This window comes from Streptomyces sp. NPDC030995, from assembly GCF_055571215.1.
Genome location: NZ_JBVIFS010000038.1, coordinates 35,155 through 60,379, shown reverse-complemented (window position 1 = coordinate 60,379; position 25,225 = coordinate 35,155). Strand labels below are relative to the sequence as shown.

The 25,225-nt window shown below is 72.3% G+C and carries 22 protein-coding genes; 17 read left to right on the top strand and 5 right to left on the bottom strand.

What is annotated here, in order from left to right; genetic code table 11:
• Nucleotides 1-370 precede the first annotated feature (370 nt).
• A complete protein-coding gene (locus ACZ45T_RS34305) occupies nt 371-811 on the top strand; it encodes a DUF6278 family protein (protein ID WP_468448043.1) in 441 nt (146 codons plus the stop codon).
• A gap of 102 nt (nt 812-913) precedes the next feature.
• Nucleotides 914-1,657 (top strand): amino acid ABC transporter ATP-binding protein, encoded by a 744-nt coding sequence (locus ACZ45T_RS34300; RefSeq protein ID WP_468448042.1) that lies wholly within the window; start codon nt 914-916, stop codon nt 1,655-1,657.
• 36 nt (nt 1,658-1,693) lie between these two features.
• Here the strand turns inward: ACZ45T_RS34300 and ACZ45T_RS34295 are convergent, their stop codons facing one another.
• Entirely contained in the window at nt 1,694-3,280 is a 1,587-nt protein-coding gene (locus tag ACZ45T_RS34295) for a CocE/NonD family hydrolase (RefSeq protein ID WP_468448041.1), read from the bottom strand.
• A 168-nt stretch (nt 3,281-3,448) separates the two neighbouring features.
• Nucleotides 3,449-4,618 carry a L,D-transpeptidase gene (locus tag ACZ45T_RS34290; protein ID WP_468448046.1) on the bottom strand — a complete coding sequence of 390 codons (1,170 nt, stop codon included), beginning with the start codon at nt 4,616-4,618 and terminating at the stop codon, nt 3,449-3,451.
• Nucleotides 4,619-4,831: 213 nt separating this feature from the next.
• Between ACZ45T_RS34290 and ACZ45T_RS34285 the strand changes: the two genes are divergently transcribed.
• The 6 genes from ACZ45T_RS34285 to ACZ45T_RS34260 all read left to right on the top strand — a co-directional run bounded on the left by ACZ45T_RS34285 (nt 4,832) and on the right by ACZ45T_RS34260 (nt 11,712).
• A complete protein-coding gene (locus ACZ45T_RS34285; protein ID WP_468448040.1) occupies nt 4,832-6,010 on the top strand; it encodes a lipid II:glycine glycyltransferase FemX in 1,179 nt (392 codons plus the stop codon).
• Nucleotides 6,007-7,677, top strand: a complete 1,671-nt coding sequence (gene murJ / locus ACZ45T_RS34280) for a murein biosynthesis integral membrane protein MurJ (protein WP_468448039.1) — start codon at nt 6,007-6,009, stop codon at nt 7,675-7,677. The genes ACZ45T_RS34285 and murJ overlap by 4 nt, the downstream gene beginning before the upstream one ends.
• Before the next feature lie 37 nt (nt 7,678-7,714).
• On the top strand, nt 7,715-8,398 hold the full coding sequence (locus tag ACZ45T_RS34275) for a response regulator (RefSeq protein ID WP_468448038.1): 684 nt from the start codon (nt 7,715-7,717) through the stop codon (nt 8,396-8,398).
• Between the two features lie 49 nt (nt 8,399-8,447).
• Nucleotides 8,448-9,854 carry an ATP-binding protein gene (locus ACZ45T_RS34270; protein ID WP_468448045.1) on the top strand — a complete coding sequence of 469 codons (1,407 nt, stop codon included), beginning with the start codon at nt 8,448-8,450 and terminating at the stop codon, nt 9,852-9,854.
• Nucleotides 9,851-10,372: a hypothetical protein gene (locus tag ACZ45T_RS34265; RefSeq protein WP_468448037.1), complete on the top strand. Its 522-nt coding sequence runs from the start codon at nt 9,851-9,853 to the stop codon at nt 10,370-10,372. Before ACZ45T_RS34270 ends, ACZ45T_RS34265 begins: the two co-directional genes overlap by 4 nt.
• A gap of 68 nt (nt 10,373-10,440) precedes the next feature.
• Nucleotides 10,441-11,712: a cytochrome P450 gene (locus ACZ45T_RS34260; RefSeq protein WP_468448036.1), complete on the top strand. Its 1,272-nt coding sequence runs from the start codon at nt 10,441-10,443 to the stop codon at nt 11,710-11,712.
• Here ACZ45T_RS34260 and ACZ45T_RS34255 read toward each other — a convergent pair.
• Nucleotides 11,672-12,397, bottom strand: a complete 726-nt coding sequence (locus ACZ45T_RS34255; protein WP_468448035.1) for a hypothetical protein — start codon at nt 12,395-12,397, stop codon at nt 11,672-11,674. The genes ACZ45T_RS34260 and ACZ45T_RS34255 overlap by 41 nt on opposite strands.
• A 115-nt stretch (nt 12,398-12,512) precedes the next feature.
• Here ACZ45T_RS34255 and ggt point away from each other — a divergent pair, with 115 nt between their 5' ends.
• A complete protein-coding gene (gene ggt, locus ACZ45T_RS34250; RefSeq protein ID WP_468448034.1) occupies nt 12,513-14,309 on the top strand; it encodes a gamma-glutamyltransferase in 1,797 nt (598 codons plus the stop codon).
• 30 nt (nt 14,310-14,339) lie between these two features.
• Here the strand turns inward: ggt and map are convergent, their stop codons facing one another.
• Nucleotides 14,340-15,107, bottom strand: a complete 768-nt coding sequence (gene map, locus ACZ45T_RS34245) for a type I methionyl aminopeptidase (RefSeq protein WP_468448033.1) — start codon at nt 15,105-15,107, stop codon at nt 14,340-14,342.
• Nucleotides 15,108-15,171: 64 nt separating this feature from the next.
• Between map and ACZ45T_RS34240 the strand changes: the two genes are divergently transcribed.
• The 8 genes from ACZ45T_RS34240 to ACZ45T_RS34205 all read left to right on the top strand — a co-directional run bounded on the left by ACZ45T_RS34240 (nt 15,172) and on the right by ACZ45T_RS34205 (nt 23,935).
• Entirely contained in the window at nt 15,172-15,423 is a 252-nt protein-coding gene (locus ACZ45T_RS34240) for a helix-turn-helix domain-containing protein (RefSeq protein WP_366864124.1), read from the top strand.
• A gap of 100 nt (nt 15,424-15,523) precedes the next feature.
• The gene (locus ACZ45T_RS34235) at nt 15,524-16,732 is read left to right on the top strand and encodes an alginate lyase family protein (RefSeq protein ID WP_468448032.1); all 1,209 of its coding nucleotides are present in this window, start codon (nt 15,524-15,526) and stop codon (nt 16,730-16,732) included.
• A gap of 9 nt (nt 16,733-16,741) precedes the next feature.
• Nucleotides 16,742-17,122 carry a PPOX class F420-dependent oxidoreductase gene (locus ACZ45T_RS34230; protein WP_468448031.1) on the top strand — a complete coding sequence of 127 codons (381 nt, stop codon included), beginning with the start codon at nt 16,742-16,744 and terminating at the stop codon, nt 17,120-17,122.
• A 99-nt stretch (nt 17,123-17,221) separates the two neighbouring features.
• On the top strand, nt 17,222-19,174 hold the full coding sequence (locus tag ACZ45T_RS34225; RefSeq protein WP_468448030.1) for a hypothetical protein: 1,953 nt from the start codon (nt 17,222-17,224) through the stop codon (nt 19,172-19,174).
• 188 nt (nt 19,175-19,362) lie between these two features.
• The gene (locus ACZ45T_RS34220; RefSeq protein ID WP_468448029.1) at nt 19,363-20,205 is read left to right on the top strand and encodes a nitrilase-related carbon-nitrogen hydrolase; all 843 of its coding nucleotides are present in this window, start codon (nt 19,363-19,365) and stop codon (nt 20,203-20,205) included.
• On the top strand, nt 20,202-21,497 hold the full coding sequence (locus ACZ45T_RS34215) for an aspartate aminotransferase family protein (protein WP_468448028.1): 1,296 nt from the start codon (nt 20,202-20,204) through the stop codon (nt 21,495-21,497). The genes ACZ45T_RS34220 and ACZ45T_RS34215 overlap by 4 nt, the downstream gene beginning before the upstream one ends.
• 12 nt (nt 21,498-21,509) lie before the next feature.
• A complete protein-coding gene (hydA, locus tag ACZ45T_RS34210) occupies nt 21,510-22,910 on the top strand; it encodes a dihydropyrimidinase (RefSeq protein ID WP_468448027.1) in 1,401 nt (466 codons plus the stop codon).
• 23 nt (nt 22,911-22,933) lie between these two features.
• Nucleotides 22,934-23,935, top strand: a complete 1,002-nt coding sequence (locus ACZ45T_RS34205; RefSeq protein WP_468448026.1) for a TIGR03842 family LLM class F420-dependent oxidoreductase — start codon at nt 22,934-22,936, stop codon at nt 23,933-23,935.
• 72 nt (nt 23,936-24,007) lie between these two features.
• Here the strand turns inward: ACZ45T_RS34205 and ACZ45T_RS34200 are convergent, their stop codons facing one another.
• Nucleotides 24,008-25,219 carry an amidohydrolase family protein gene (locus ACZ45T_RS34200; RefSeq protein WP_468448025.1) on the bottom strand — a complete coding sequence of 404 codons (1,212 nt, stop codon included), beginning with the start codon at nt 25,217-25,219 and terminating at the stop codon, nt 24,008-24,010.
• Nucleotides 25,220-25,225 lie beyond the last annotated feature (6 nt).

Genomic DNA, 25,225 nt, shown 5'->3' with positions numbered 1-25,225 from the left:
AACCCCGGCCCTTCGTCTGGACGAAGACAGCCGACGAGATCCTCGACAAAGTCGCCGCCTACTGCCACCGAATCTCTGACTCAGGTCACTAGGGGGTGTCCGGCGGATCAGGGCCGGGCCCGGGGCGGCTGGCACCGCGCCTTGCCGCGTTGTCGTCGATCGCCGACGTCCCCCAGCTAACGCTGGGAGGTGCCCCCACCGCGTCGACTCACTCCTCCGCCTTGCAATCCACGGCACCAGCCGCCCCGGGCTATCCGACCCTGATCCGCCGGACACCCCCTAGTGCTGTGACCGGGGCCGGTGGATCCGGACCCACGGATCCAGGCGCGCCCTGTGGCCAGCGGCGGATCCTGATGCGACGCTGGGCGGTATGAACATCCCTTTCCTGGACAACTGGCTGAACCGGCGTGAAACGGAACAGGGTGCGGGGCTCGCCGCCGCCCTCGCGGACGATCCCGAGGGCGTGGCCGAGTTGTTCTCGGAGTGCGAGATGCTGCGTGTCCAGGCGCGGGCGGCCGGGCTCGAACTCGACGAGAGCCAGGCCTCGTTGGAAGAGCTCGACCAGCTGATGCCCCGCTGGCGGCGGGACCCCGAGATCGTGCCCTGGCTGGGCAACGACGCCGGCTTCTACCTCGGGACCGTGATCATCCGGACCATCCCGGGCGCCGGCTGGCAGGTGTGGCCCAACGGCCAGCCGGTGATCCGGCTGGCCTCGGGCCGCGAGCTGAACGTGATCGAGTCGGGGGTGTCCTGGGCGATGACCGGATCCCCCGAGCTCAGCCAGGCGTACGCCGAGGCCTCCGAGGCCTGAACGAGCTTTCCGCCCCTTTGAGGCGTGTCGGAGCGAAGTACCCTTCCGCGCCTGGATAGTTTGCGCTGACCTCGACACACCGACCACTGGGCAGGGCAGCGCATGGCCGTCGATCCGTTGATCGAGCTACGGGACGTCAACAAGCACTTCGGACAGTTGCACGTACTGCGGGACATCAACCTCACCGTCGGCCGCGGGGAGGTGGTGGTGATCATCGGCCCCTCCGGCTCCGGGAAATCGACCCTGTGCCGGGCGATCAACCGGCTGGAGACCGTCGAGTCGGGCACGATCCTGCTCGACGGGAAACCGCTGCCCGCCGAGGGCAAGGACCTGGCGCGGCTGCGCGCCGAGGTGGGGATGGTCTTCCAGTCCTTCAACCTCTTCGCGCACAAGACCGTCCTCGCCAACATCTCGCTCGCGCAGGTCAAGGTCCGCGGCCGCAAGAGGGGGGAGGCGGACCAGCGCTCCCGGGAGCTCCTGGACCGCGTCGGCCTCGCCGACCAGGCCGCCAAGTTCCCCGCGCAGCTCTCGGGCGGCCAGCAGCAGCGCGTGGCCATCGCCCGCGCCCTCGCCATGGACCCCAAGGCCCTGCTCTTCGACGAGCCCACCTCCGCCCTCGACCCCGAGATGATCAACGAGGTGCTGGAGGTCATGCAGCAGCTCGCCCGCGAGGGCATGACCATGGTCGTGGTCACCCACGAGATGGGCTTCGCCCGCTCCGCCGCCAACCGCGTGGTCTTCATGGCCGACGGACGGATCGTCGAGGACCGGACCCCGGAGCAGTTCTTCACGGCCCCGGAGAGCGACCGGGCCAAGGACTTCCTGTCCAAGATCCTCAAGCACTAGGTCTTGGGCCCGGCCGCCCGTGGCGGCAGCCGTGGATCACTGCTCGCGCAGCGGCACCGAGACGTAGCTGGGATCGGTGCGCGGCGAGGAGAAGGTCAGCTGCGCACCGGTGGGGTTGTGCTCGATGTAGAGCGGATCGACCGTGTCGATGACGAAGGCGAGCTTGTGGCCCGCGGGCACGTCGTAGGCGGTGGAGAACAGCTCCAGGTCCACGCCGAAGGCCTGCCCGGGGGTCTTTCCGTGGAAGGTGTACGGGGCGTTGCTGACGAGCTTGCCGATGCCGAGCGGGCCCACGTCGTAGAGGTACGCGACGAAGGTCCCGTCGGCCTTGGTGGGCGTGACGGTGGTGTGCAGCCGGACGGTGCCGCGGACCTGGCGCGCCGTGTCGTAGCGCTGTGACTGCCAGACGGCGGCGAAGGCCCGGGGGAGGAGCGGGATGGAGGCGGTCGGGGGCGCCTTGACGAGCTGGTCGAGGATGCTGGAGAGGAAGACGATGCCGCCGTTGGCGCCGGAGTCGACATTGGCGAAGAGGTGCTCGCTGTCGGAGAGGGCGAGCTTCTCGGTGCCGCCGGAGCCGACCGACTTCCAGTCGGCGTAGCCCTCGTAGCCGTCGCCGCTGCGGGTCTTGAGCTGCACCGGGGCCTCGGTGTCGACGCCGTTGGGATCGCCCTTGAGGTAGCGGTCGAACCAGCGGTGGGCGCTGGTCCAGGTGTCGTTGGGCAAGCCGAAGAGACCGGTCGCCTCGGGGGTGGCGTGGTCGCCGGGGCGGAACTCCAGGCGCTTGGGTCCGGTGAGCTGCTCGTAGAACTTCGCGTACTGGTTGGGCGGGAAGATGGTGTCGCCCCAGGCGTTGCCGAGCATGATCGCGGCGCCGTTGGCGTTGATCCGGTCCACCTGCTCGGAGGCCGAGCGCTTCTTGCCCCATTCGATCATCTGCTGCTCCCGGTCCAGCCGGGAGCCGAGGAAGTCGCCGAGGATCGACTGGAGTTCGGGGCCGGGGCGGCCGGTGAGGTAGCCGGAGGCGCCGAGCACCGCGGCGGCCTGGAGGTGCTGGGTGCGGCCGGAGTAGATGGACTCGATGAGGTCGGCCCAGCCGCTCATCGCGACCACGGCCTTGATGCGCGGGTCGTGCGCGGAGGCCAGCAGGCTGATGCCGGCGCCGTACGAGACCCCGCCGAGGCCGATGTGGTCGGCGTCGGCGGGGGAGTTGGCCAGGGCCCAGTCGATGACGGCGCTGACGTCGGCGATGTCCGGCGGGCCGGCCACCTCGATCCGGCCCCCGGAGAGCCAGAAACCGCGGGAGGTGTAACTGACCACGACGTAGCCGGAGTCGGCCAGCTTCTTGGCCTGGGCAATGTATTCGATCTGCGGCAGGGCCCAGCTGGTGGGCAGCACGATCAGCGGGTACTTCCGGCCGCTCTCGGCCCCTGCCGGGGTGAAGACGTTGCCCTTGAGGGTGATGCCGCCGGAGCCGGGGATGTCGTGGAAGGTCACCCCCGAAGAGGCGCCGGCGGTGACCGCGACGGTGGCGGCGGGAGCCGCCTGGGCCTGGTGGGGGGCCAGGCCCAGGGCGGCTGCCGCCAGCACGACCGCCGCGGCTGCGGCGGTGGTGGTGCGTTGCATCAATCGCTCCTCGCGTACGCCGGGGGTATAAAAGTGACCCGACGGTAACGGGAGGGGATTACTGAAGGTAACCCGTGAGTAAGTTACGTGCTGGTAACAATTAAACGGTTGTCAGGCGACGTGTTCCGGCCAGTCGGCCGCTGGGCCCGCCGGCCGCTCGGCCAGCCGTCAGCCGTTCTGCGGGGCGCCGGACAGCGCGCTCTTGGCCTTCCACTGGTCCCACGACAGGTTCCACTCGCCGTAGCCGTTGCCGAGCTCCGCATTGCCCTTGGAGCCGTCGCCGACGACCTCGAAGGGGTCGCCGACCTGCACCTCGGCGTAGAAGGACGCGGCGTCGGAGTCGCTCATCCCGACACAGCCCGAACTGGTGTTGGCGCGGCCGAAGTTGGCGCTGTTCCACGGCGCGGCGTGCGCGTACATGCCCGACCAGGTCAGCCGCATCGAGTAGTCGACCATCTTGTCGTAGGCGTCGCCCAGGCCCACCGTCTGGGAGTCCATCCGGATGGTGCCCTCCTTGGACATCAGCACCATCTTCCCGGACCAGGAGGCCTTCTTGCCGCCCGGGGTGCCGGCCGAGACGGAGATGGTGCGGACGGTCTGGCCGTCCTCGACCACCTTCAGCTTCTTGGTGTCGAGACTGACCTCCATCCGGCGGTCCTTGCCGATCTTGAACTCGGTGTTGTAGTCCCGGGCGAAGAGTCCGCCGCCCTTGCCGGAGTCCACACCGTTCAGGTTCATCTCGACCTTCACGTCGGTGCCGGACTTCCAGTACTCCTTCGGCCGCCAGTCCACCCGGTCCTTGCCGGAGTAGTCCTTGAACCAGCCCCAGGAACCCTCGGTGTTGTTCGAGGTGCTGACCTTCAGCTGCTTCTCCACCTCGGCCTTGTTGGTCACCGGGTTGTCGAAGACGAGCGAGACCGGCATCGCGACGCCCACCGTGCTGCCCTTGGGCACGTTGATCGCGACCTTGTTCACCTTGTCGGCGGCGCCGGTCTTGAACTGGGTGGCCGCGCTCTGACTGTCGGTGTTCTGCGCCTCCACCTTGTAGTCCGTGCCCGGCGAGGCGTTGCGCTCGGAGGTCCAGGTCTTGCCGTCGGCGGATATCTGGCCGGCCAGCTCCCCGCCCTTGCCGTCCGTCACCTTCACCAGCGCGAGCTTGCCGTCGGCGATGGTCACCTTGACCGGCTCGCCCGCCTTCACCTGATCGCCCGTGAGGTTCACCGATATCGCCATGTCCGGCTTCGGCTTCATCTCGGCCTGGCCGTTCGCGGTGCCGCCGCCACCGCCCCCGCCCGAGCAGGCGGTCAGAGCGGCGGCCAGAAGTGCGGTGCCCGCCATGGCGGTGCGGCGTATGCGGCTCAACGAAGGGCCCCTTCACGTAGCGAGAGTAGTGATCGTTCGCAAACGTAGATGCGAATGGGACGACTTTAGGTTGCGTAATCCGGGGAAAAGGTCGTCCTTCCCGTTGTGACGAGGACCGCAGCGAAACGGTCATCGTCCGGTCACAAGCGCCGCGCACTGCGGTCACGGGAGGCTGTGAGAGTGCGGTACATGCTCGCGACCCCTTCCCGGCAGCACCCGTACCGGCACCAGGACCAGAACCGCGAACAGGAGCTCCAGGTGCGCTCTCTGTCCGTCCCCGAGTACCAGGCGTTCCTTTCCCGGCACCGCCGGGCGAGCTTTCTCCAATACCCCTCCTGGGCCCAGGTAAAGGACCTTTGGCGCCCGGAAAGGGTCGGATGGCACTACCCGGGCGGTGAGATCGAGGGTGCCGGACTCGTTCTCTATCGCCAATTCCCCGGCACCCGCAAATATTTCGCCTATCTCCCCGAGGGTCCCGTCGCCGACTGGTCCGACCCGCACATAGACCGCTGGCTCACCCCCCTCATGCGCCACCTGCGCGCCGCCGGCGCCTTCGCCGTCCGCATCGGCCCCACCCCCGCCTACCGCCGCTGGGACGCCGCCACCGCCAAGTCCGCCACCGGGCCCGGCCGGCAGATATCCGACGTGCTCGCCACCGAGGTCGACCCGGTGGGCGCCGCCCTCGCCGACCGGCTGCGCACCCGCGGCTGGACGCGGTGCGGCGGCGAGAACGACGGCGACGCCCAGCCCCGCCACGTCTTCCGCGTGCCGCTCGCCGGCCGCTCCCTCGACGACCTGTGGGCGGGGCTGAACCAGGAGTGGCGGCGCAATGTGCGCAAGGCCACGAAGGCGGGCGTGGAGACGGTCCTCGGCACCGCGGCCGACCTGCCCGAGTTCTACCGGCTGCTGCGGATCACCGAGGAGCGCGACGGCTTCCGGCTCGGCCGCTCCCTCGCGTACTACGAGCAGCAGTACCGGGTCCTGAACGAGGAGGAGCCCGGCCGGATGCGGCTCTACCTGGGCCTGCACCGCGGCGAGATCCTTGCCGCCCACACGATGATCGTCGCCGGCAGCCGGGTCTGGTACCAGACCGGCGCCTCCGCCGACCACCGGCGTGAGGTGCGTCCCAGCAACGCCCTGCAGTGGCGCATGATGTGTGATGCGCATGCCCTCGGAGCGGACGAATACGACATGCGCGGGGTACCCTCCACCCTCGACCCCGACGAACGCTCCTTCGGGCTGCTGCGCTGGAAGCTCGGCACCGGCGGACAGGTCGTCGAGACGCTCGGCGAGTGGGAGACAGCGATGGACGGATACGCCAACACGGCGCTCTACAAGGCTTTCCAGGCGTACCTGGCCCGCCGGTGAGCCACGGCACCACCACCGAGCCCGCGGCCGCCCCGGCCGCCGCCCCCGCACCGGCGAAGACCTCGGTGCTGCGCAGCGGCGCGCTGATGGCGGCCGGGTCGATCGTCTCCCGCGCCACCGGCTTCATCCGCTCCGCCGTCGTCGTGGCGGCGCTCGGCACCGGACTGCTCGGCGACGGCTACGCCGTCGCCAACACCGTCCCGAACATCATCTACATGCTGCTCATAGGCGGCGCGCTCAACGCCGTCTTCGTCCCGGAGCTGGTCCGGGCCGCCAGGGAGCACGAGGACGGCGGCTCCGCCTACACCGACCGGCTGCTCACCGCCTGCACGGTGGCGCTCGTGGCGCTGACCGCCCTGGCGGTCCTCGCCGCCCCGCTGATCGTCTCGGCGTACACCGACTACGACGGGGCCCAGGCGAGCACCACCGCGGCCCTGGCCCGGTACTGCCTGCCGCAGATCCTCTTCTACGGGCTCTTCACCCTGCTCGGCCAGGTGCTGAACGCCCGCGGCCGGTTCGGCGCGATGATGTGGACCCCGGTCCTCAACAACCTCGTGATCATCGGTGTCTTCGGGCTCTTCCTCTACGTCTCCCATGACGCGACGGCCGGGCTGACCGCCGCCGAGACCCGTCTCCTCGGCCTCGGCACCACCGCCGGCATCGTCGTCCAGGCCCTCGCCCTGATCCCCTCGCTGCGCGCCGCCCGCTTCCGCTGGCGCCCCCGTTTCGACTGGCGCGGCAGCGGCCTCGGCCGTCCGCTGCGCAACGCGGGCTGGCTGGTCATGCTCGTCCTCACCAACCAGATCGCCTACTGGGTCGTCACCCGGCTCTCCACCGCCACCGGCCAGCACGCCGTCGAAGCGGGCCTCGCGGGCGGCGCCGGCTACACCGCTTACAGCAACGCCTACCAGCTGTGGATCGTCCCGCAGGGCATCGTCACCGTCTCCCTCGTCACCGCACTGATGCCCCGGATGAGCGCCGCCGCCTCCGACGGCGACCTGGGCCGGGTGCGGGCGGACATCTCCTACGCGCTGCGCTCCAGCGCCGCCTTCGTCGTACCCGCCGCCGTGCTCTTCGCCGCCCTCGCGCCGTGGGTGATGGGCAGCGTCTTCGAGTACGGGCGCACCGGCGCCGCCGACATCGAGGTGATGGCCGGCATGCTGATCGCCTTCGCGCCCGGCCTGATCGCCTTCTCCGCCCAGTACGTGCTCTCGCGCGGCTTCTACGCCCTCTCCGACACCCGGACCCCCTTCTTCCTCAACCTCTCCATCGCCGCCCTCAACGCCGCGCTGTCGGCCGCCGCCTACGCCCTGCTGCCGCCGCGCTGGGCGGTCACCGGCATGGCCGCGGCGTACTCCGTCGCCCTGTTCGCGGGCGCCGCGCTCACCGGGTACACGCTCGCCCGCCGGCTCGGCCCGCGCGCGGGCACCCGTACCGAAAGGCGGGCGAACGCCGTACGGACCCACGTGCGGCTGCTGATCGCCTGCGGGCCGGCGGCCGCCGCCGGGTACGCGGCGGCCCGCGCCGCCGACCCCTTCGGGAACTTCGCCGCCGTCGGGGCGGGAACCGGGGCCCTCGCGCTCGTCGTCGTCCTCCTTGCCGGGCCGCTGCGCCTGACGGAGATCACCGACCTGCTGGACTCCCTGCGGCGCAAGATCGGCCGCTAGCGGGAGGACGGGCCCGAACACCCTGGATACTGACCGGATGCCACGCGTACTGTTGATCGAGGACGACCCTTCCATCCGGGAAGGAGTGGCCCTCGGCCTGCGCCGCCGCGGCCACGAGGTGAAACCGGCCGAGACCGGTGAGGAAGGCCTCGCCCTGATGGGGGCCTTCCGCCCCGAACTCGTCCTGCTCGACCTGATGCTGCCCGGGATCAACGGTGTGCAGGTCTGCCACCGCATCCGCGAGACCAGCGAGGTGCCGATCATCATGCTCACCGCGCGCGGCGACGACTTCGACATAGTCATCGGCCTGGAGGCCGGTGCCGACGACTACATCGTCAAGCCCGCCCGCACCGAGGTCATCGAGGCCCGCATCAAAGCCGTCCTGCGCCGCCTCATCGACCCGGTGGGCGCCCGCCCCGAGGTCGAGTTCCACGGCGAACTGGCCATCGACCGCTCCGGGCTGACCGTCACCAAGAACGGCGAGCGGCTCTCCCTCGCCCCCAGCGAGATCAAGCTCCTGCTGCACCTTTCGGCCTCGCCCGAGCAGGTGTTCTCCCGCCAGCAGCTCCTGGAGTACGTCTGGGAGCACAGCTACCACGCCGACGCCCGGCTCGTGGACGCCTGCGTGCGCCGACTGCGCACCAAGGTCGAGGACCCCGCCGCCGGCCCCCGCTACATACAGACCGTGCGCGGCTTCGGCTACCGCTTCGGTCCCCTGTAGGGGGCGCGAGGTGCTACGGATAGCCCCCTTCGGGCTGCGCACCCGGCTGATGGCGGCCTTCCTGCTGGTCGCCGCGATCAGCGCGGTGAGCACGGCGGCCCTGACCTACCAGCAGGCACGCAACGCCATCCTCAAGCAGACCCAGGACACCGCCGTCAACAGCCTGCGGGACCAGGTCGAGCAGCAGGAGATCCCCCTTCCCCTGAACCAGGAGGAGCTCCAGCGCATCGTCATCGAGCTCGGCAAGCGCGGCAAACCCCACCCGTGGATCCTGTTCGCCGAGTACGGCAGCCTGCGCGCCTCCACCAACCCCGCCTCGGCCACCTCCACCGTGGTCACCGCCGGCCTGCGTGAGAAAGTCCGCAACAGCCCGTACACAGCCTTCCAGCGCGTCGAGGACCAGCGCGGCAACCCGTACCTCACGGTCGGCGTCCCCGTCCTCTTCGAGCACAACGGCTACACCGAACCCACCGGGCTCGTCTTCTTCGCCTGCGTCCCGCTCGCCACCGAGAAGCAGACCGTCGAGGCCATGGTCGACGCCGCCCAGCAGGGCGCGGTCCCGGGGCTGGCGATCGCGATCATCCCCGCGCTGCTGGCCGCCCGCAGCGTGCTGCGGCCGGTCCGCGACATGCGCCGGGCCGCCCAACGGCTGGGCCGCGGCCGCCTCGACACCCGCATCGAGGTCAGGGGAGCGGACGAACTCGCCGGACTCGCCCGCACCTTCAACGAGACCGCCCGCGCCCTGGAGCAGTCGGTGAGCGAGCTCCGGGACGCGGAGACCCGCGCCCGCCGCTTCGCCGCCGACGTCTCCCACGAACTGCGCACCCCCCTCGCCGGGATGCTCGCCGTGACCGAGGTCCTCGACGAGGACGCCGCGCAGCTCGACGCCGACACCGCCAAGGCCCTGCGCCTGGTGAGCGCCGAGACCGGCAAACTCGCCGTCCTCGTCGAGGACCTGATGGAGATCTCCCGTTTCGACGCCCGTGCCGCCGAGCTCAACCTCGACGACGTGGACATCGCCGAAGCGGTGCGCAAGACCCTCGAACGGCGCCACTGGGTCGACGACCGCCTCGTCACCGAGCTGCCCCACGGGGTACGCGCCCGGCTCGACCCGCGCCGCTTCGACGTGGTCCTCGCCAACCTCGTCGGCAACGCCCTGCGGCACGGCGGCGCCCCCGTGCGCGTCACCGTGCGGACCGCACCGGGCGAAGACGGCGGACGGCTGCTGATCGAGGTCGCCGACAGCGGCCCCGGCATCGCCCCGGAGGTGCTGCCGCACATCTTCGACCGCTTCTTCAAGGCCGACGCGGCCAGGACCCGTTCGGCCGGCAGCGGCCTCGGACTCGCCATCACCCTGGAGAACGTCCGCCTGCACGGCGGCACCCTCCGGGCGGCCAACGGGCCCTTCGGGGGAGCCGTCTTCACGCTCGACATGCCGCTGGAGGCACGCGTATGACACGGCGGAGGACGAGATCGCGGGCCGCGAAGGCCACCGCGGGGCTGGCGGGCTGCGCCCTGCTGCTCGCCGCATGCGGGATCAAGACCACCGGGGTGATCGAGAGCGGCCATCCCGCCAAGGTCAAGGTCCCCACCGGCGACAGTGTCGCCTACTTCGTCTCCAAGGAGGGCGACCGGCTCGTCCCGGTCACGTTCATGCTCGACACCGTCGAGCCCGCGGCGCTCCTGCGGGTGCTGCTGGACGGCCCCCGCGGTACGGCCCGGGAGGCCGGGCTCACCACGGCCCTGCCCCGGCTGGCCGCCGGGCAGGCGGGCTTGGTGTCGGTGGGCGAGTACTCGCCGAAGGCGGGGCTGACGGTCCGTGTCCCGTTCGCCGTGGGCGACCTGTCGGAGATGGCCCGCAGCCAGCTGGTGTGCACCGTCGGCGTCTCCGCCGTGCGGGACATTCTCAGCCCGGTCACCCTGCAGGGCACCGACACCGCCCTCCCCTCCGCCGAGTGCGTCCAGCCGCGCTGACGTGTGCGGACGGGCCGCGGCCGGCCACGCCCTTGCGGGCGGGGCCGCGCACCCGTCACGGTGGCCCCATGGATCACCCCGCGGACGTCCCCGACGTCTTCGACCCCCGCCTCTACGCCGAGGGCGTCCCCCACGAGCGCTACCGGCTGCTGCGCGAGCGGCACCCGGTGGCCTGGCAGGCGGAGCCGGAGATCCAGGGCTGGCCCGCAGGCCCCGGTTTCTGGGCGGTCACCCGGCACGCCGATGTCGTACAGGTGCTGCGCGACCACCGCACCTACTCCTCCTGGCTGGGTGCCACCCAGATCCGCGACCCCGACCCGGCCGACCTGCCGTTCCTGCGCCGCACCATGCTCAACCAGGACCCGGCCAAGGCCTCCGGGGACCACGGCCGGCTGCGGCGGCTGGTGGCCCGGGCCTTCACCCCCGCCCGCGTCGACGCCTTCGCCGGACGGGTGCGGGACCGCGCCCGGACCCTGCTCGCCGCCGCGCGGGAGGGCGCCGAGGACGACGCCGCCGACCTCGTGCGCACCGTCACCGACGAGTACGCCCTGCTGAACCTCACCGACCTGCTGGGCGTCCCGCCCGCCGACCGGGCGCTGCTGCTGGAGTGGACCGTACGGATCATCGGCTACCAGGATCCCGAGGACGCGCCCGCGCCGCTGCTCGGCCCGGACGGCAAGCCCCTCAACCCGCGCTCCCCGGCGCTGCTCGGCGAGATGTTCGCGTACGCCCGCGACCTGGCCGCCCACAAGCGCGCGCACCCCGGCGACGACGTGATGACCGCCCTCGCCGGGGCCGGGCTCGACCCGGCCGAGCTGGAGATGTTCTTCTTCCTGCTCACCGTCGCGGGCAACGACACCGTTCGGAGCGCGGCCCCCGGCGGCCTGCTCGCGCTCGCCCGCGACCCGGACGCCTACCGCCGGCTCGCCGAAGGCCGGGTCCCGGTGGAGCGGGCCGCCGAGGAACTCCTGCGCGTCCACCCGCCGGTGCTCAGCTTCCGCCGCACCGCCGCCGTGGACACCGAGCTCGCCGGGCAGCCGATCCGGGCCGGGGACAAGGTGGTGGTCTTCCACGCCTCCGCCAACCACGACGAGCGCGTCTTCACCGACCCCGGCCGCCTGGACCTCGGCCGGACGCCCAACCCGCACGTCTCCTTCGGGGACGGCCCGCACGTCTGCCTCGGCGCCCACTTCGCCCGGCTCCAGTTGCGCGTCCTCTACGAGGAGTGGTGCGCGGCCATGCCTCCGCCCGAACTGGCGGGCGTGCCCCGCAGGTTGGTCTCCAACTTCATCAACGGGATCACACGGCTGCCGCTGCGGGTGTCCGGGCCGCCGCGGTGACGTCGGCGACCAGCTCCGACACGTCCGGCCCGTAGGCATCCGAGTTGATCACCTTCAGCACGAGGCAGAAGGAGTCCCCGTTGTACTTGCGGGCGAGTCGCTGGTGGTTCCTGGCCAGGTAACGGGCCGCGGCCTGATTGCTGTTGGCGGTCTGCCCCGACAGCAGGAACACCGGCCGGGAGTCCCGCCCCGTCGTCAGCCGCGCCAGCAGCACGTGCTCGACCAGGCCCTTCTCCCACCGGTACATCTCCCCGCCGACGGCGATCGCCCCCCGGTCGGGTCCGGTCCCGCTCGTGATGTCGACGCGTACCCCCGGCAGCATGGACGTCAGGTGCGCGGTGGTACGGGCGTTGGACACCGGCCCGCCGACGCAGAACTCGGCCCGGTCGCCGAAGCCCTGGCGGGCCCCGTCGTGGGTGACGATCTGGAGGTTCGCCCCGCAGTCCTTGATCAGGGCGGAGATCTCCAGCAGCGCGAAGGCGTCGTTGCGGTGCAGCGACGAAGGAGTGCCGCCCATCTGGCGGTTGACCACGAACAGACAGTCGGACCCGGCGGGCAGGCCGAAGAAGGCCTGCTTGCGGCGGAGTGCGCGCCGCCACTGATAGGTCCGGGTGAACCAGCCGAAACCGCCGCTGAGCGCGGTGGCTATCACCCCGAGCACGATGTTGCGCACGTCGTCGTTCATGCGCGGGATGCTAAGGCATCGCGCGCGGGGGTTCACCTGCCGGTACCGGCGCGACGGCCTGACGGGACGCCAGGGCGGCCGATAGGCTCGGCGGACGCTGCCACTGGAGGTCCGGATGCACCGTCCCGCCGCACGTCAGTTAGCTCTCGTCGCCCTCGCAGGGGCGCTCGTGTCCACGGGGGCCGCGGCCCCGCCGCAGGAGTCCGTTCCGGCCAAGGTGCCCGTCGCCGCCGGCTACGGCGGGGCCGTCGCCAGCGTCGACGCCGACGCCTCCGCGGCCGGCATCGCGGTCCTGCGCTCCGGCGGCAACGCCGTGGACGCGGCCGTCGCCACCGCCGCGGCGCTGGGGGTCACCGAGCCCTACTCGGCGGGCATCGGCGGCGGCGGCTACTTCGTCTACTACGACGCCCGTGCGCGCCGGGTTCAGACCATCGACGGCCGCGAGACCGCCCCCGCCACGGCCACCGCCGAGCTGTTCCAGGAGAACGGCCTCCCCATCCCCTTCGCCGAGGGCCAGACCAGCGGCCTCGGCGTCGGCGTCCCCGGCACCCCCGCCACCTGGAAGAGCGCCCTCGACGCCTGGGGCACCCGGCCGCTGCGCCAACTGCTGAAGCCCGCCGAGAAACTGGCCCGGGACGGCTTCACCGTGGACACCACCTTCCGGGCCCAGACCGAGGCCAACCAGGCCCGGTTCAAGGACTTCCCGGACACCTCGAAACTCTTCCTGCCGGGCGGCGCCCTGCCGGTGGTCGGCTCCACCTTCAAGAACCCCGACCTGGCCGCCACCTACGCGGAGATCGGCCGCAAGGGGACCGGCGCGCTCTACCGGGGCCCCCTCGCCGAGGACATCGTCGACGCCGTCCGCAAGCCCCCGGTGGACCCGGCGGCCACCCGCACCGTCCGCCCCGGCGACCTGACCACCGGCGACCTGCGCGCGTACGAGACCAAGCGGCAGGCCCCGACCCAGGTGAGCTACCGGGGCCTGGACGTCTACAGCATGGCGCCCTCCTCCTCCGGCGGAACCACCGTCGGCGAGGCGCTGAACATCCTGGAGCGGACCGACCTCTCGAAGCTCTCCGAGGAGCAGTACCTGCACCGGTTCATCGAGGCCTCCCGGATCTCCTTCGCCGACCGGGGCCGCTGGGTCGGCGACCCGGCCGCCGAAAACGTGCCGACCCGGGAACTGCTCTCCCAGCGGTACGCCGACTCGCGCGCCTGCCTGATCAAGCCGGACCGGGCACTGACCAGCCCGCTCGCCCCCGGTGACCCGCGCGATCCGGTGCCGTGCGCCACCACCGGGCAGGCCGCCCCGACCACGTACGAGGGGGAGAACACCACCCACCTGACGGTCGCCGACCGCTGGGGCAACGTGGTCTCCTACACCCTGACCATCGAGTCCACCGGCGGCAGCGCGATCACCGTCCCGGGCCGCGGCTTCCTGCTGAACAACGAGCTCACCGACTTCTCCTTCGCCCCGGCCGCGCCCGGCGTCCCGGACCCGAACCTGCCCGGTCCCGGCAAGCGGCCGCGCTCGTCCATGTCCCCGACCATCGTGCTGGAGGACGGCCGCCCGGTCCTGGCCGTCGGCTCCCCGGGCGGCGCCACGATCATCACCACCGTCCTGCAGACCCTGACCGGCCACCTGGACCGGGGCCTGCCGCTGGTCGACGCGATCGCCGCGCCGCGGGCCAGCCAGCGCAACCAGGCCACCACCGAGCTGGAGCCGGGCCTGTGGAACAGCCCGCTCCGCGCCTCGCTGGAGGCACTCGGCCAGGGCTTCCGGCAGAACCCGGAGATCGGCGCCGCCACCGGGGTGCAGCGGCTGCCGGACGGGCGCTGGCTGGCGGCGGCCGAGACCACCCGGCGGGGCGGCGGCTCGGCGATGGTCGTCCACCCGCACGGCAAGCCGTAGGACGGCCCGGCCCGATGCGAAGGCCAGGCCCTATACGGCGGTGAGGATCCGCGGGCCCTCGGCGGTGATCGCGACCGTGTGCTCCGCGTGCGCGGCACGGCTGCCGTCGACGGTCCGCAGGGTCCAGCCGTCGCCGTCGCACCGGTAGTCGTCCGTACCGCCCGCGATCAGCATCGGCTCGATGGCGAGGACCATGCCGGGGCGCAGCTTCATGCCGCGTCCCGGCGGGCCCTCGTTGGGCACGCCCGGGTCCTCGTGCATGCCACGGCCGATGCCGTGGCCGCCGAAGCCGTCGGGGACGCCGTACCCGGCGGCGCGGCAGACCGTGCCGACGGCGTGGGCGATGTCCCCGATCCTGTTGCCCGGCACGGCGGCGGCGATCCCGGCGGCGAGGGCCGCCTCGGCGGCCTCGATCAGCAGGAGGTCGGCGGGGCGCGCCCGGCCGACGGTGAAGCTGACCGCCGCGTCCCCGACCCAGCCGTCGAGCTTCGCCCCGCAGTCGATGCTGACCAGGTCGCCGTCGCGCAGCCGGTACCCGTCGGGGATGCCGTGCACGATCGCGTCGTTGACCGAGGCGCACACCACGGCGGGGAAGGGCACCGGCGCGAACTGCGGCCGGTAGCCCAGGAAGGGTGAGGTCGCGCCGGCCTCGTGGAGCACCTTCCGGGCCACCAGGTCCAGGTCCAGCAGGGACACCCCGACGCGGGCGGCCCCCCGTACGGCGGCCAGCGCGTCCGCCACCACCCGGCCCGCGGCGCGCATCTTGTCGATTTCTTGGTCCGTCTTCAGTTCCACCATGCCAATAACTATACCGGTATAACTATAACGGGATAGTTATTGGTGCGCGGGGTAGGATGAGGGCATGGTTCGTACCCCTCTCACCCCCGAAGAGCGCGAGCGCGGCGAGCGGCTGGGCGCCCTGTTGCGCGAGGCCCGGGGCGGCCGCAGCATGGTCGAGGTCGCGGCCGGCGCCGGGCTCTCCGCCGAGACCCTCCGCAAGATCGAGACGGGCCGGGCGCCCACCCCCGCCTTCTTCACGGTGGCCGCTCTCGCCGAGGCGCTCGGGCTCTCGCTGGACGATCTGCTGAGGCGCAGCGCCGCGGTTCCCGTCTGACGGCGGGGCCCGACCGTCGGGCCTGCCGTTCGGGCGGGCCCGGAGGCCGAACGGCCCAATCGGCGGTGGGATCGCCGGAGCGCGGGGCAAGCGTGAATGCGTGTCAGCCACGAACGCATCCCAGCGACTCGGTTTCGGCCTCGTCGGCGCCCTCCTCGCGGGCGGCCTGCTGCTCGCGGCCTGCGCCGTCCCGGACGACCGGCCGCGCGCCGGTGACGTGGTCTTCCACCACCCGGGCGTCGTCGTCGGCCACACCGAGCTCCAGCGCGCGAAGAACATGGTCGCGGCCGGCAAGGAACCGTGGAACACGGCCTACCGGACACTCCTGAAGAGCCGCTACGCCTCGCTCGACTACACCCCGCACCCGGCCGACGTCGTGCCCTGCCCCTTCAACCGCGGGCCGCAGTCCTGCCTCGACGAACGCCAGGACGCGGTCGCCGCCTACACCCACGCCCTGCTGTGGTCGGTGAACGGCCGGACCGCCCACGCCCGCAAGGCCGTGCAGATCATGGACGCCTGGTCGGCCGTCATGAAGAAGCACCGCGAGGACAACGCCGGACTCCAGGCCGCCTGGTCCGGCTCCAGCTGGGCGCGGGCCGCCGAGATCGTGCACGCCGGCTACCCGAACTGGGAGGAGCCGCGGGTCACCCGCTTCAAGGAGATGCTGCGCGAGGCCTACCTGCCCGCCGTCCGCACCCAGGTGCCCGGCTACAACGGCAACTGGGAACTGGCCATGACCGACGCCTCCATCGCCATCGCGGTCTTCCTGGAGGACCAGGAGATCTTCCGGGAGTCCCTGGAGCGGTTCCGGGCGCGCGTGCCGGCGTACTTCTACCTGAAGGAGGACGGCCCGCGCCCGGTGGCCCCGCCCTACGCCGCCATCGACACGGCCGACAAGGTCAAGGCGTACTGGTTCGACCAGGGCACCTACGTCGACGGCATCGCCCAGGAGACCTGCCGCAACCTCATGCACGTCGGCTACGCGCTCGCCGCCTCCGCGCACATCGCCGAGACCGCCTGGCAGCAGGGCGTCAACCTGTACGGGGAGCAGTCCGCCCGGCTGCGCACCGCGCTGGAGTTCCACTCCAAGTACCAGCTCGGCGCCGAGGCCCCGCCGTGGCTGTGCGGGGGCCGGGTGGAGCGCACGATGGGGCCCGACCTGGAGGTGGCCCTGCACCACTACGAGACGCGGACCGGCGCGAAACTCCCGTACACCCGCGAACTGGTCGAGAAGACGAGGCCGGCCGGGACGGACGAGCTGTTCGTGGCCTGGGAGACGGTCACGCACGGGGAGGGCCCGCCCGCTTAGGGTCTCGGTATGGATCTCGAAGAGCTCGGCAGGGCGCGGTACGTCAGTCTCACCACCTTCCGGAAGGACGGCACGCCCGTGGTCACGCCGGTGTGGGCGGCGGCCGACGGGGGTGAGCTGTACGTGTGGACGCGCAGCGATTCGTGGAAGGTCAAGCGCATACGGAACAGCGGGCGCGTCACCGTCACCGCGTGCGACGCGCGCGGGCGTGTCGCGGAAGGGGCGCCCGTGCGGGAGGGCGAGGCCCGGCTGCTCGACGAGGCGGGGCTGCGGCGGGTGCGGAAGCTGCTGTCGCGCAAGTACACCTGGCAGTTCTGGATGGTGGACGTGCCCGCCGCGCTGGCGCGGCGGGGGAAGCGTCCGCACACCGCGATCGCCGTCAAGCTTTGAGACTCCCGTAGCCCGCCCGTAACACAGGTGGGATCCAATGCGGTCATGGAGACCGCGACTTCGCTGGCGATCAGTCAACTCTCTGGATATTTGCATGGGTTGACGCAGAGGCTGGATCCCGGGGCGGGCTGGTACGGGGAGTTCCTGCGCCGGGATCCGGAGGGGATGCGGGCCTGTCTCGACGGGGCCGCGATGCCCCCGTGGGACGTGGTGGAATCGCTGCTGCGGGACCTGGCGGTGGCGCGGGGCGCGGAGTTCGCGGCGCGGGAGACCGTATACGCGGCCCGGCTGCGGGCCGCGGCCGTCACCGCGTGGGACCGGCTGCCGGGCGGCGAGGCGGAGCTACGGACCCTGCTCGCGGCGTGCGCCGCCCAGCGGGCGGAGTCGGAGGCGGCCCTGCGCAGCCTGACGGCGCGGCTCGGCGGAGCCACCGACCGGGCGGAGGCCGACGCCCTGGCCCGGGAGCTCTCCTGGACCCAGGACGACCTGGCCCGCGCGGCGGCCCGGCACGAGGACCTGGCGCTCCGCCTGACGGCCCTGCGGGCCGAGGCGCTGCGACCGGAGCCGCCGACACCGACGGAGCCCCTGCCCGGAGTCCCCCGCCAACGACCGGCGCCGACGGCTGGTCACGCGGCGGGCACGGGCCGGCGACCGCCCCAGCCCGAGCCCCGGTCCGGGTGGGCCGAAGACGAGGTGGCGCCGGAGCCGCAGGTGGGGTGGGCTGGAGCCCCGCTGGCGGCCGAGTTGCGGGCCGGGCGGGCCGAAGTGTGGGTGGCGCCTGAGTTGCGAGCCGGGTGGGCCGGAGGCCCGGTGACGGGCGAAGCGGCGGCGACGACCGAGTCGCGGGCCGGGTGGGGCGGAGCCGCGGTGGCGCCGGAGCCGCAGGTGGGGTGGGCTGGAGCCCCGCTGGCAGCCGAGTTGCGGGCCGGGCGGGCCGAAATTTGGGTGGCGCCTGAGTTGCGAGCGGGGTGGGCCGGAGGCCCGGTGACGGGCGAAGCACCGGTGACGTCCGGGCCGTGGGTGGGGTGGGTCGAGGCCCCGGTGCTGCCCGAAGTCGCGGTGGGGGCGGCCGAGTCGCCGGCAGGGCAGGGTGAATCCGCGGTGTTGGCCGACGCTCCCGTGGCGGCCGAGGCGCCGGTCGGGCGGGCCGAGGGGCGGTGGCTGCGTGGTGGGCGGCGAGCCGGGGGTGCCCGGTACGCGGGCTCGGCCGCCCCCGCGGCCCCGGCGTTCACCCCTCCGCCCGGCCACCCCGACGGCGGCAGCCCGGATCCCGGTTCCGGGACCGGCCTCCCCGCGCCGCGCGGAGCCCGCTTCGGCAGCCCGGACCCCGGACTCCCGGCCCCGCAGGATCCAGCCCCCCGCGCCCGCTTCGGTCGGCGCGGGGGCCGGGCCCCCGAGTCCGCCGTCCAGGACGCGTACGCTCCCCGGCCGGAGCCGACGCCCGGCGAGGCCCCGCCGGACCCGCAGACCCGAGGCCCCGAGGGGGCCCCGGGCGGGCCCGGGGACGCCAAAGCCCCCCTTCCTGCCGAGCCCCCCGCAGGGGCCGTCGCCGCCGAGCTGCTGGCGCTGCGCGCGCAAGGGCGGAGCGGGGAGGCCCACGTGCTGCTGTGCGAGGCCGCGGCCTGGCCCGCCGGGCGGTTGCCCGCACTGGCCGCCGAACTGGCCCGCGCCGGGCTCGCGGCCGACTGGGACACCCTGCTGTGGGAGGCGGCCTCGCTCCCGCCCGGCCAACTCGCGGCGGCCGCCGCCGCCCTCGGCGACGCCGGCCGGGAGGCCGACTGCGACCGCCTGCTGCGCCAGGGCGTGGCCCGTCCGGCCGCCGAGGTCGCGGACGCGGCGCTCGCCCTCGACGGGGCCGGCCGGATCCGCGAGGCAGACGCCCTGCTCGGCGCCTTCGTCCGGGTCCGCACCGCCGAGGAGGCGGCCGGCCTGGCCCGGCGCGACCCGCAGTGGTTCGCCCCGCGCCTGCTCCAGGCGGCCCGCGCCCTGCCCGGAACCCACCACCGCGACCTCGTCCACGCCTTACGAGTAGCAGGCCTGGCCACCCCCTGAGAGAGCGCTTGCCGGACCTAACCCGCCCGCCTGCTGACCGCATTCGACCGAGGGGCGACGTAACCTGATCGACTACTCCAACTGTGCAAGGCGGTCTTGCCCCGGGCTGTGACGAGGCCTACGTTCTACTCCCTACGTACTCCGTCTACGTGCGTAGAACCCGGCGTTCCCGTCGCGAGGAGCAGCTCATGGCCCAAGTCGTCCGCGCCGCGCTGGTCCAGGCCACCTGGACCGGAGACACCGAATCGATGATCGCCAAACACGAGGCGCACGCCCGCCGGGCCGCCGCCCAGGGCGCGCAGATCATCGGCTTCCAGGAAGTGTTCAACGCCCCCTACTTCTGCCAGGTCCAGGAGCCCGAGCACTACCGCTGGGCCGAGGCCGTCCCCGACGGCCCGACCGTCCGCCGCATGCAGGACCTCGCCCGCGAGACCGGCATGGTGATCGTCGTACCGGTCTTCGAGCTGGAGAGCGCGGGCTTCTACTACAACACCGCCGCCGTCATCGACGCCGACGGCAGCTACCTCGGCAAGTACCGCAAGCACCACATCCCCCAGGTCAAGGGTTTCTGGGAGAAGTACTACTTCCGCCCGGGCAACCTCGGCTGGCCGGTCTTCGACACCGCCGTCGGGAAGGTCGGCGTCTACATCTGCTATGACCGCCACTTCCCCGAGGGCTGGCGCCAACTGGGCCTGGCCGGTGCCCAGTTGGTCTACAACCCGTCCGCGACCCACCGCGGCCTCTCGTCCCACCTGTGGCAGCTGGAACAGCCCGCCTCCGCCGTCGCCAACGAGTACTTCATCGCCGCCATCAACCGCGTCGGCCAGGAGGAGTACGGCGACAACGACTTCTACGGCACCAGCTACTTCGTCGACCCGCGCGGCCAGTTCGTCGGCGAGGTCGCCAGCGACAAGGAGGAGGAACTCCTCATCCGCGACCTTGACTTCGGCCTCATCGAAGAGGTCCGCAAGCAATGGGCCTTCTACCGCGACCGCCGCCCCGACGCCTACGGAGGGCTCGTACAGCCGTGACCAACCCGACCCCGCTCCACAGTCGCCACCGCACCGTCCTGCCCGACTGGCTCGCGCTCTACTACAGGCACCCCATCGAGCTCACCCACGGCGAGGGCCGCCACGTCTGGGACGCCGACGGCAACCGCTACCTCGACTTCTTCGGCGGCATCCTCACCACGATGACCGCGCACGCCCTGCCCGAGGTCACCAAGGCCGTCTCCGAACAGGCCGGGCGGATCATCCACTCCTCCACCCTGTACCTCAACCGGCCGATGATCGAGCTGGCCGAGCGGGTCGCCGCCCTGTCCGGCATCCCCGACGCCCGGGTCTTCTTCACCACCTCCGGCACCGAGGCCAACGACACCGCCCTGCTGCTCGCGACGACGTACCGCCGCTCCAACCAGGTCCTGGCGATGCGCAACAGCTACCACGGCCGCTCCTTCTCCACCGTCTCGATCACCGGCAACCGAGGCTGGTCCCCGACCAGCCTCTCGCCGCTCCAGACGTACTACGTGCAGGGCGCGGTCCGCTCCCGCGGCCCCCTCGCCCACCTCGACGACACGGCCTTCACCGCGGCCGCCGTCGCCGACCTGGAAGACGTACTGGGCCAGGCCCGCGGGGGAGTGGCCGCCCTCATCGCCGAACCCATCCAGGGCGTCGGCGGGTTCACCTCCCCGCCCGACGGCCTGTACGGGGCCTTCCGCGAGGTCCTGGACCGCCACGGCATCCTGTGGATCAGCGACGAGGTGCAGACCGGCTGGGGCCGCACCGGCGACCACTTCTGGGGCTGGCAGGCGCACGCCCAGAACGGCCCGCCGGACATCCTCACCTTCGCCAAGGGCATCGGCAACGGCATGTCCATCGGCGGTGTCGTGGCCCGCGCCGAGGTCATGAACTGCGTCGACTCCAACTCCATCTCTACCTTCGGCGGTTCCCCCGTCACCATGGCCGCCGGCGTCGCCAACCTCGCGTACCTGCTGGAACACGACCTCCAGGGCAACGCCCGCCGCGTCGGCGGCTTGCTCCTGGAGCGGCTGCGCGCCATCGCCGCGCACGTGCCCGCCGTACGGGAGGTCCGCGGCCGGGGCCTGATGGCCGGCCTGGAGCTGACGAAGCCCGGTACCGACGAGGCCGACCCGGACGCGGCCACCGCCGTACAGGAGGCGGCCCGCGAAGGCGGCCTGCTGATCGGCAAGGGCGGCGGCCACAACACCAGCGTGCTGCGCATCGCGCCGCCGCTCTCCCTCACCGTCGCCGAGGCGGAAGAGGGCGCCGAGATCCTCGAACAGGCTTTGCGCAGCATCCAGTAGGGGGACTCACCCATGAGCATCCGCACCCTGATCCGCGGCGGCCTCGTCGTCACCGCCGCCGACGAACTGCACGCGGACGTCCTGATCGAGGACGGCCGCGTGGCCGCCCTCGCCGCGCACGGCTCGGACGCCGCCGGGGCCTGGACGGCCGACCGCACGATCGACGCGACCGGGAAGTACGTCATCCCGGGCGGGGTCGACGCGCACACCCACATGGAGCTGCCCTTCGGCGGCACCTCCGCCTCGGACACCTTCGAGACCGGGACCAGGGCCGCCGCCTGGGGCGGCACCACCACCATCGTCGACTTCGCCGTGCAGAGCATGGGCCAGGCTCTGCACGAGGGGCTCGACGCCTGGTACGCCAAGGCCGACGGGCAGTGCGCGATCGACTACGCCTTCCACATGATCCTCTCGGACGTCAACGAGGGGACCCTGAAGGAGATGGACCTCCTCATCGGGGAGGGAGTCACCTCCTTCAAGCTGTTCATGGCCTATCCGGGGGTCTTCTACAGCGACGACGGCCAGATCCTGCGCGCCATGCAGCGGGCCTCCGGCAACGGCGGGCTGATCATGATGCACGCCGAGAACGGCATCGCGATCGACGTCCTCGTCGAACAGGCCCTGGCGCGCGGGGAGACCGATCCCCGTCACCACGGCGAGGTGCGCAAGGTGCTCCTCGAAGCCGAGGCCACCCACCGGGCGATCCAGCTCGCGCGGGTGGCCGGTTCCCCGCTCTACGTCGTGCACGTCTCGGCGGAGGAGGCGGTGGCCGAGCTGGCCGCGGCCCGTGACAAGGGCCTGCCCGTCTTCGGGGAGACCTGTCCGCAGTACCTGTTCCTGTCCACGGACAACCTGGCGGAACCCGACTTCCAGGGTGCCAAGTACGTCTGCTCCACCCCGCTGAGGCCGCGCGAGCACCAGGCGGCGCTGTGGCGGGGGCTGCGGACCAACGACCTCCAGGTGGTCTCCACCGACCACTGCCCGTTCTGCTTCCGGGGCCAGAAGGAGCTGGGCCGGGGGGACTTCTCCAAGATCCCGAACGGGCTGCCGGGGGTGGAGAACCGGATGGACCTCCTCCACCAGGCCGTCCTGGACGGGCACATCAGCCGCCGCCGCTGGATCGAGATCGCCTGCGCGACCCCGGCGCGGATGTTCGGCCTCTACCCCCAGAAGGGAACGATCGCGCCGGGCTCCGACGCCGACATCGTCCTCTACGATCCGCACGCCGAGCAGGTCATCTCCGCCGAGACCCACCACATGAACGTGGACTACTCGGCGTACGAGGGCAAGCGGATCACCGGACGCGTCGACACCGTGCTCTCGCGCGGCGAACTCGTCATCGACCAGCGCGAATTCACCGGACGGGCCGGACACGGGGTCTACATCCCCCGCTCCACCTGCCAGTACCTGTAAGCGCACGCAAGGAGCAGCCAGCCATGGACTTCGGCCTCGTCCTGCAAACCGACCCGCCCGCCTCGCAGGTGGTCAGCCTCATGCGCCGTGCCGAGCGCAACGGCTTCCGCTACGGCTGGACCTTCGACTCCGCCGTGCTGTGGCAGGAGCCGTTCGTCATCTACAGCCAGATCCTGGAGCACACCCGCAAGCTGCACATCGGCCCCATGGTCACCAACCCCGGCACCCGCACCTGGGAGGTGACCGCCTCCACCTTCGCCACCCTCAACGACATGTTCGGCAACCGCACCGTCTGCGGGATCGGGCGCGGGGACTCGGCGATGCGGGTCGCCGGGCGCAAGCCCAACACCCTGGCCCGGCTCGGCGAGGCCATCGACGTCATCCGCGACCTGGCGGAGGGCCGCGAGGCCGTCGTCGACGGGAATCCGGTCCGCATCCCGTGGATCCGGGACGGGAAGCTCCCGGTGTGGATGGCCGCCTACGGGCCCAAGGCCCTGGCCCTGGCCGGGCAGAAGGCGGACGGGTTCATCCTCCAGCTCGCCGACCCCTACCTCACCGAGTGGATGGTCAAGTCGGTCCGGGAGGCCGCCGCGGAGGCCGGCCGCGACCCGGCTTCGATCACCATCTGCGTGGCGGCGCCCGCGTACGTGAGCGAGGACCTCGCGCACGCCCGGGACCAGTGCCGGTGGTTCGGCGGCATGGTCGGCAACCACGTCGCCGACCTGGTCTCCCGCTACGGCGAGCACTCCTCGATGGTCCCGGACGAGCTCACCGAGTACATCAAGTCCCGCGAGGGCTACGACTACAGCCACCACGGGCGGGCCGGGAACCCGTCCACGGACTTCGTCCCCGACGAGATCGTCGACCGCTTCTGCCTGCTGGGCCCGGTCGAGGCCCACATCGAGAAGCTACGGGCCCTGCGCGACCTCGGCGTGGACCAGTTCGCCGTCTACGACATGCACGACGCGCGGGAGGCCACCATCGACGCGTACGGCCGGCACGTCATCCCCGTGCTGGGCAGCTGACGCCACCGGTCCTTAAGCGGTCTCCCCGAGGCCGCTCAGCCATCCGCCCGACGCGGCGCCGGCCCCCGTTCCTCAGCGCGGGGCCGGCGCCGGGGAGCCGGCCGGGACGTGGGGGCGGCCGGCGGACATCGTCAGGCGGACGTCGCGCAGGGCGGCCAGATCGGCCAGCGGGTCGCCGGTGACGGCGATCAGGTCGGCGCGGTAGCCGGGGGCGAGGCGTCCGGTGTCGGAGGCGATGCCCAGGGCGAGGGCGGCCTCGCCCGTGGCCGCGTCGATGGCCTCGGCGGGGGAGAAGCCGATGTGGCGGAAGAACTCCAGGCTCGACACGAAGCCGTCGAAGACGGCGTGCGCCACGCCCGCGTCCGTGCCCGCGATGAGCCGTACCCCCTGACCGGCCATCCAGCGCAGGCGGTCGAACATCTCCTCGGCCCGCTCCGGGCCGAAGCGCCGCGCGAAGCCGCGCCAGTCCGGGCTCGCCGCGGGACAGACCCGGATCCCCTTCGCCGCGATCTCGGCGACCAGGTCCTCCCGTACGTCGAAGCCGTCCCGCGCCATCCAGGTGCAGTGCTCGATCGTGTCGACGCCCGCCGCCACCGCCGCCGCGATGCCCTCGGTGCCGTGCGCGTGCGCGGCCACCGGCAGCCCGGCCCGGCGGGCCTCGGCCACCACCAGGGCCAGTTCCCCGGCGGTGAACTGGGCCTGCCAGACCGGCGGGCCGCCCTTGGTGATGCCACCGCCGGTGGCCATCACCTTGATCACGTCGACGCCGTCCTGCACGTTGCGCCGGACCAGGTCGCGCAGGGCCTCCTCGTCGCTCACCTCGCCGCCGAAGAACCAGCAATGGCCGCCGGGGCGGGTCAGCGGGGTCCCGGCGCTGAGGATGCGCGGGCCGGGCGCGGCCTCCTGCTCGATCGAGTGCCGCAGGCGCAGGGCGAGGCCGCCCCGGTCCCCCAGGTCCCGTACGGTCGTCACGCCGCTGTCGAGCAGGAGCCGGGCCCGCTCGGTCATCCCGGCCAGCAGCCCGGTGTCATCGCTGTCGAGGAGGGCGGTGACGGGGTCCGGCCCGGCGTCGAGGGCCAGGTGGACGTGGCAGTCGATCAGTCCGGGCAGCACCGTGCCGTCGGGGAACGAGAGGACCGTTGCCCCCGGCGCGGCCAGGGGGGCGATCTCGGCCCGCGGACCCACGCCTGCGATCGTCGTGCCGCGGACCAGTACGGCGCCGTCGCGCAGCCGCCGGCCGCCGGGACCCGTGACGAGCTGCCCGGCCGTGATCAGGTACTCCATGGACTC

Excerpts from the sequence above, each read along its gene's own strand:
- ACZ45T_RS34305 (WP_468448043.1), top strand. The coding sequence starts at position 371 with ATGAACATCCCTTTCCTGGACAACTGGCTGAACCGGCGTGAAACGGAA.
- ACZ45T_RS34300 (WP_468448042.1), top strand. The coding sequence starts at position 914 with ATGGCCGTCGATCCGTTGATCGAGCTACGGGACGTCAACAAGCACTTC.
- ACZ45T_RS34295 (WP_468448041.1), bottom strand. The coding sequence starts at position 3,280 with ATGCAACGCACCACCACCGCCGCAGCCGCGGCGGTCGTGCTGGCGGCA.
- ACZ45T_RS34290 (WP_468448046.1), bottom strand. The coding sequence starts at position 4,618 with ATGGCGGGCACCGCACTTCTGGCCGCCGCTCTGACCGCCTGCTCGGGC.
- ACZ45T_RS34285 (WP_468448040.1), top strand. The coding sequence starts at position 4,832 with ATGCTCGCGACCCCTTCCCGGCAGCACCCGTACCGGCACCAGGACCAG.
- ACZ45T_RS34275 (WP_468448038.1), top strand. The coding sequence starts at position 7,715 with ATGCCACGCGTACTGTTGATCGAGGACGACCCTTCCATCCGGGAAGGA.
- ACZ45T_RS34270 (WP_468448045.1), top strand. The coding sequence starts at position 8,448 with ATGGCGGCCTTCCTGCTGGTCGCCGCGATCAGCGCGGTGAGCACGGCG.
- ACZ45T_RS34265 (WP_468448037.1), top strand. The coding sequence starts at position 9,851 with ATGACACGGCGGAGGACGAGATCGCGGGCCGCGAAGGCCACCGCGGGG.
- ACZ45T_RS34260 (WP_468448036.1), top strand. The coding sequence starts at position 10,441 with ATGGATCACCCCGCGGACGTCCCCGACGTCTTCGACCCCCGCCTCTAC.
- ACZ45T_RS34255 (WP_468448035.1), bottom strand. The coding sequence starts at position 12,397 with ATGAACGACGACGTGCGCAACATCGTGCTCGGGGTGATAGCCACCGCG.
- ggt (WP_468448034.1), top strand. The coding sequence starts at position 12,513 with ATGCACCGTCCCGCCGCACGTCAGTTAGCTCTCGTCGCCCTCGCAGGG.
- map (WP_468448033.1), bottom strand. The coding sequence starts at position 15,107 with ATGGTGGAACTGAAGACGGACCAAGAAATCGACAAGATGCGCGCCGCG.
- ACZ45T_RS34240 (WP_366864124.1), top strand. The coding sequence starts at position 15,172 with ATGGTTCGTACCCCTCTCACCCCCGAAGAGCGCGAGCGCGGCGAGCGG.
- ACZ45T_RS34230 (WP_468448031.1), top strand. The coding sequence starts at position 16,742 with ATGGATCTCGAAGAGCTCGGCAGGGCGCGGTACGTCAGTCTCACCACC.
- ACZ45T_RS34220 (WP_468448029.1), top strand. The coding sequence starts at position 19,363 with ATGGCCCAAGTCGTCCGCGCCGCGCTGGTCCAGGCCACCTGGACCGGA.
- hydA (WP_468448027.1), top strand. The coding sequence starts at position 21,510 with ATGAGCATCCGCACCCTGATCCGCGGCGGCCTCGTCGTCACCGCCGCC.
- ACZ45T_RS34205 (WP_468448026.1), top strand. The coding sequence starts at position 22,934 with ATGGACTTCGGCCTCGTCCTGCAAACCGACCCGCCCGCCTCGCAGGTG.
- ACZ45T_RS34200 (WP_468448025.1), bottom strand. The coding sequence starts at position 25,219 with ATGGAGTACCTGATCACGGCCGGGCAGCTCGTCACGGGTCCCGGCGGC.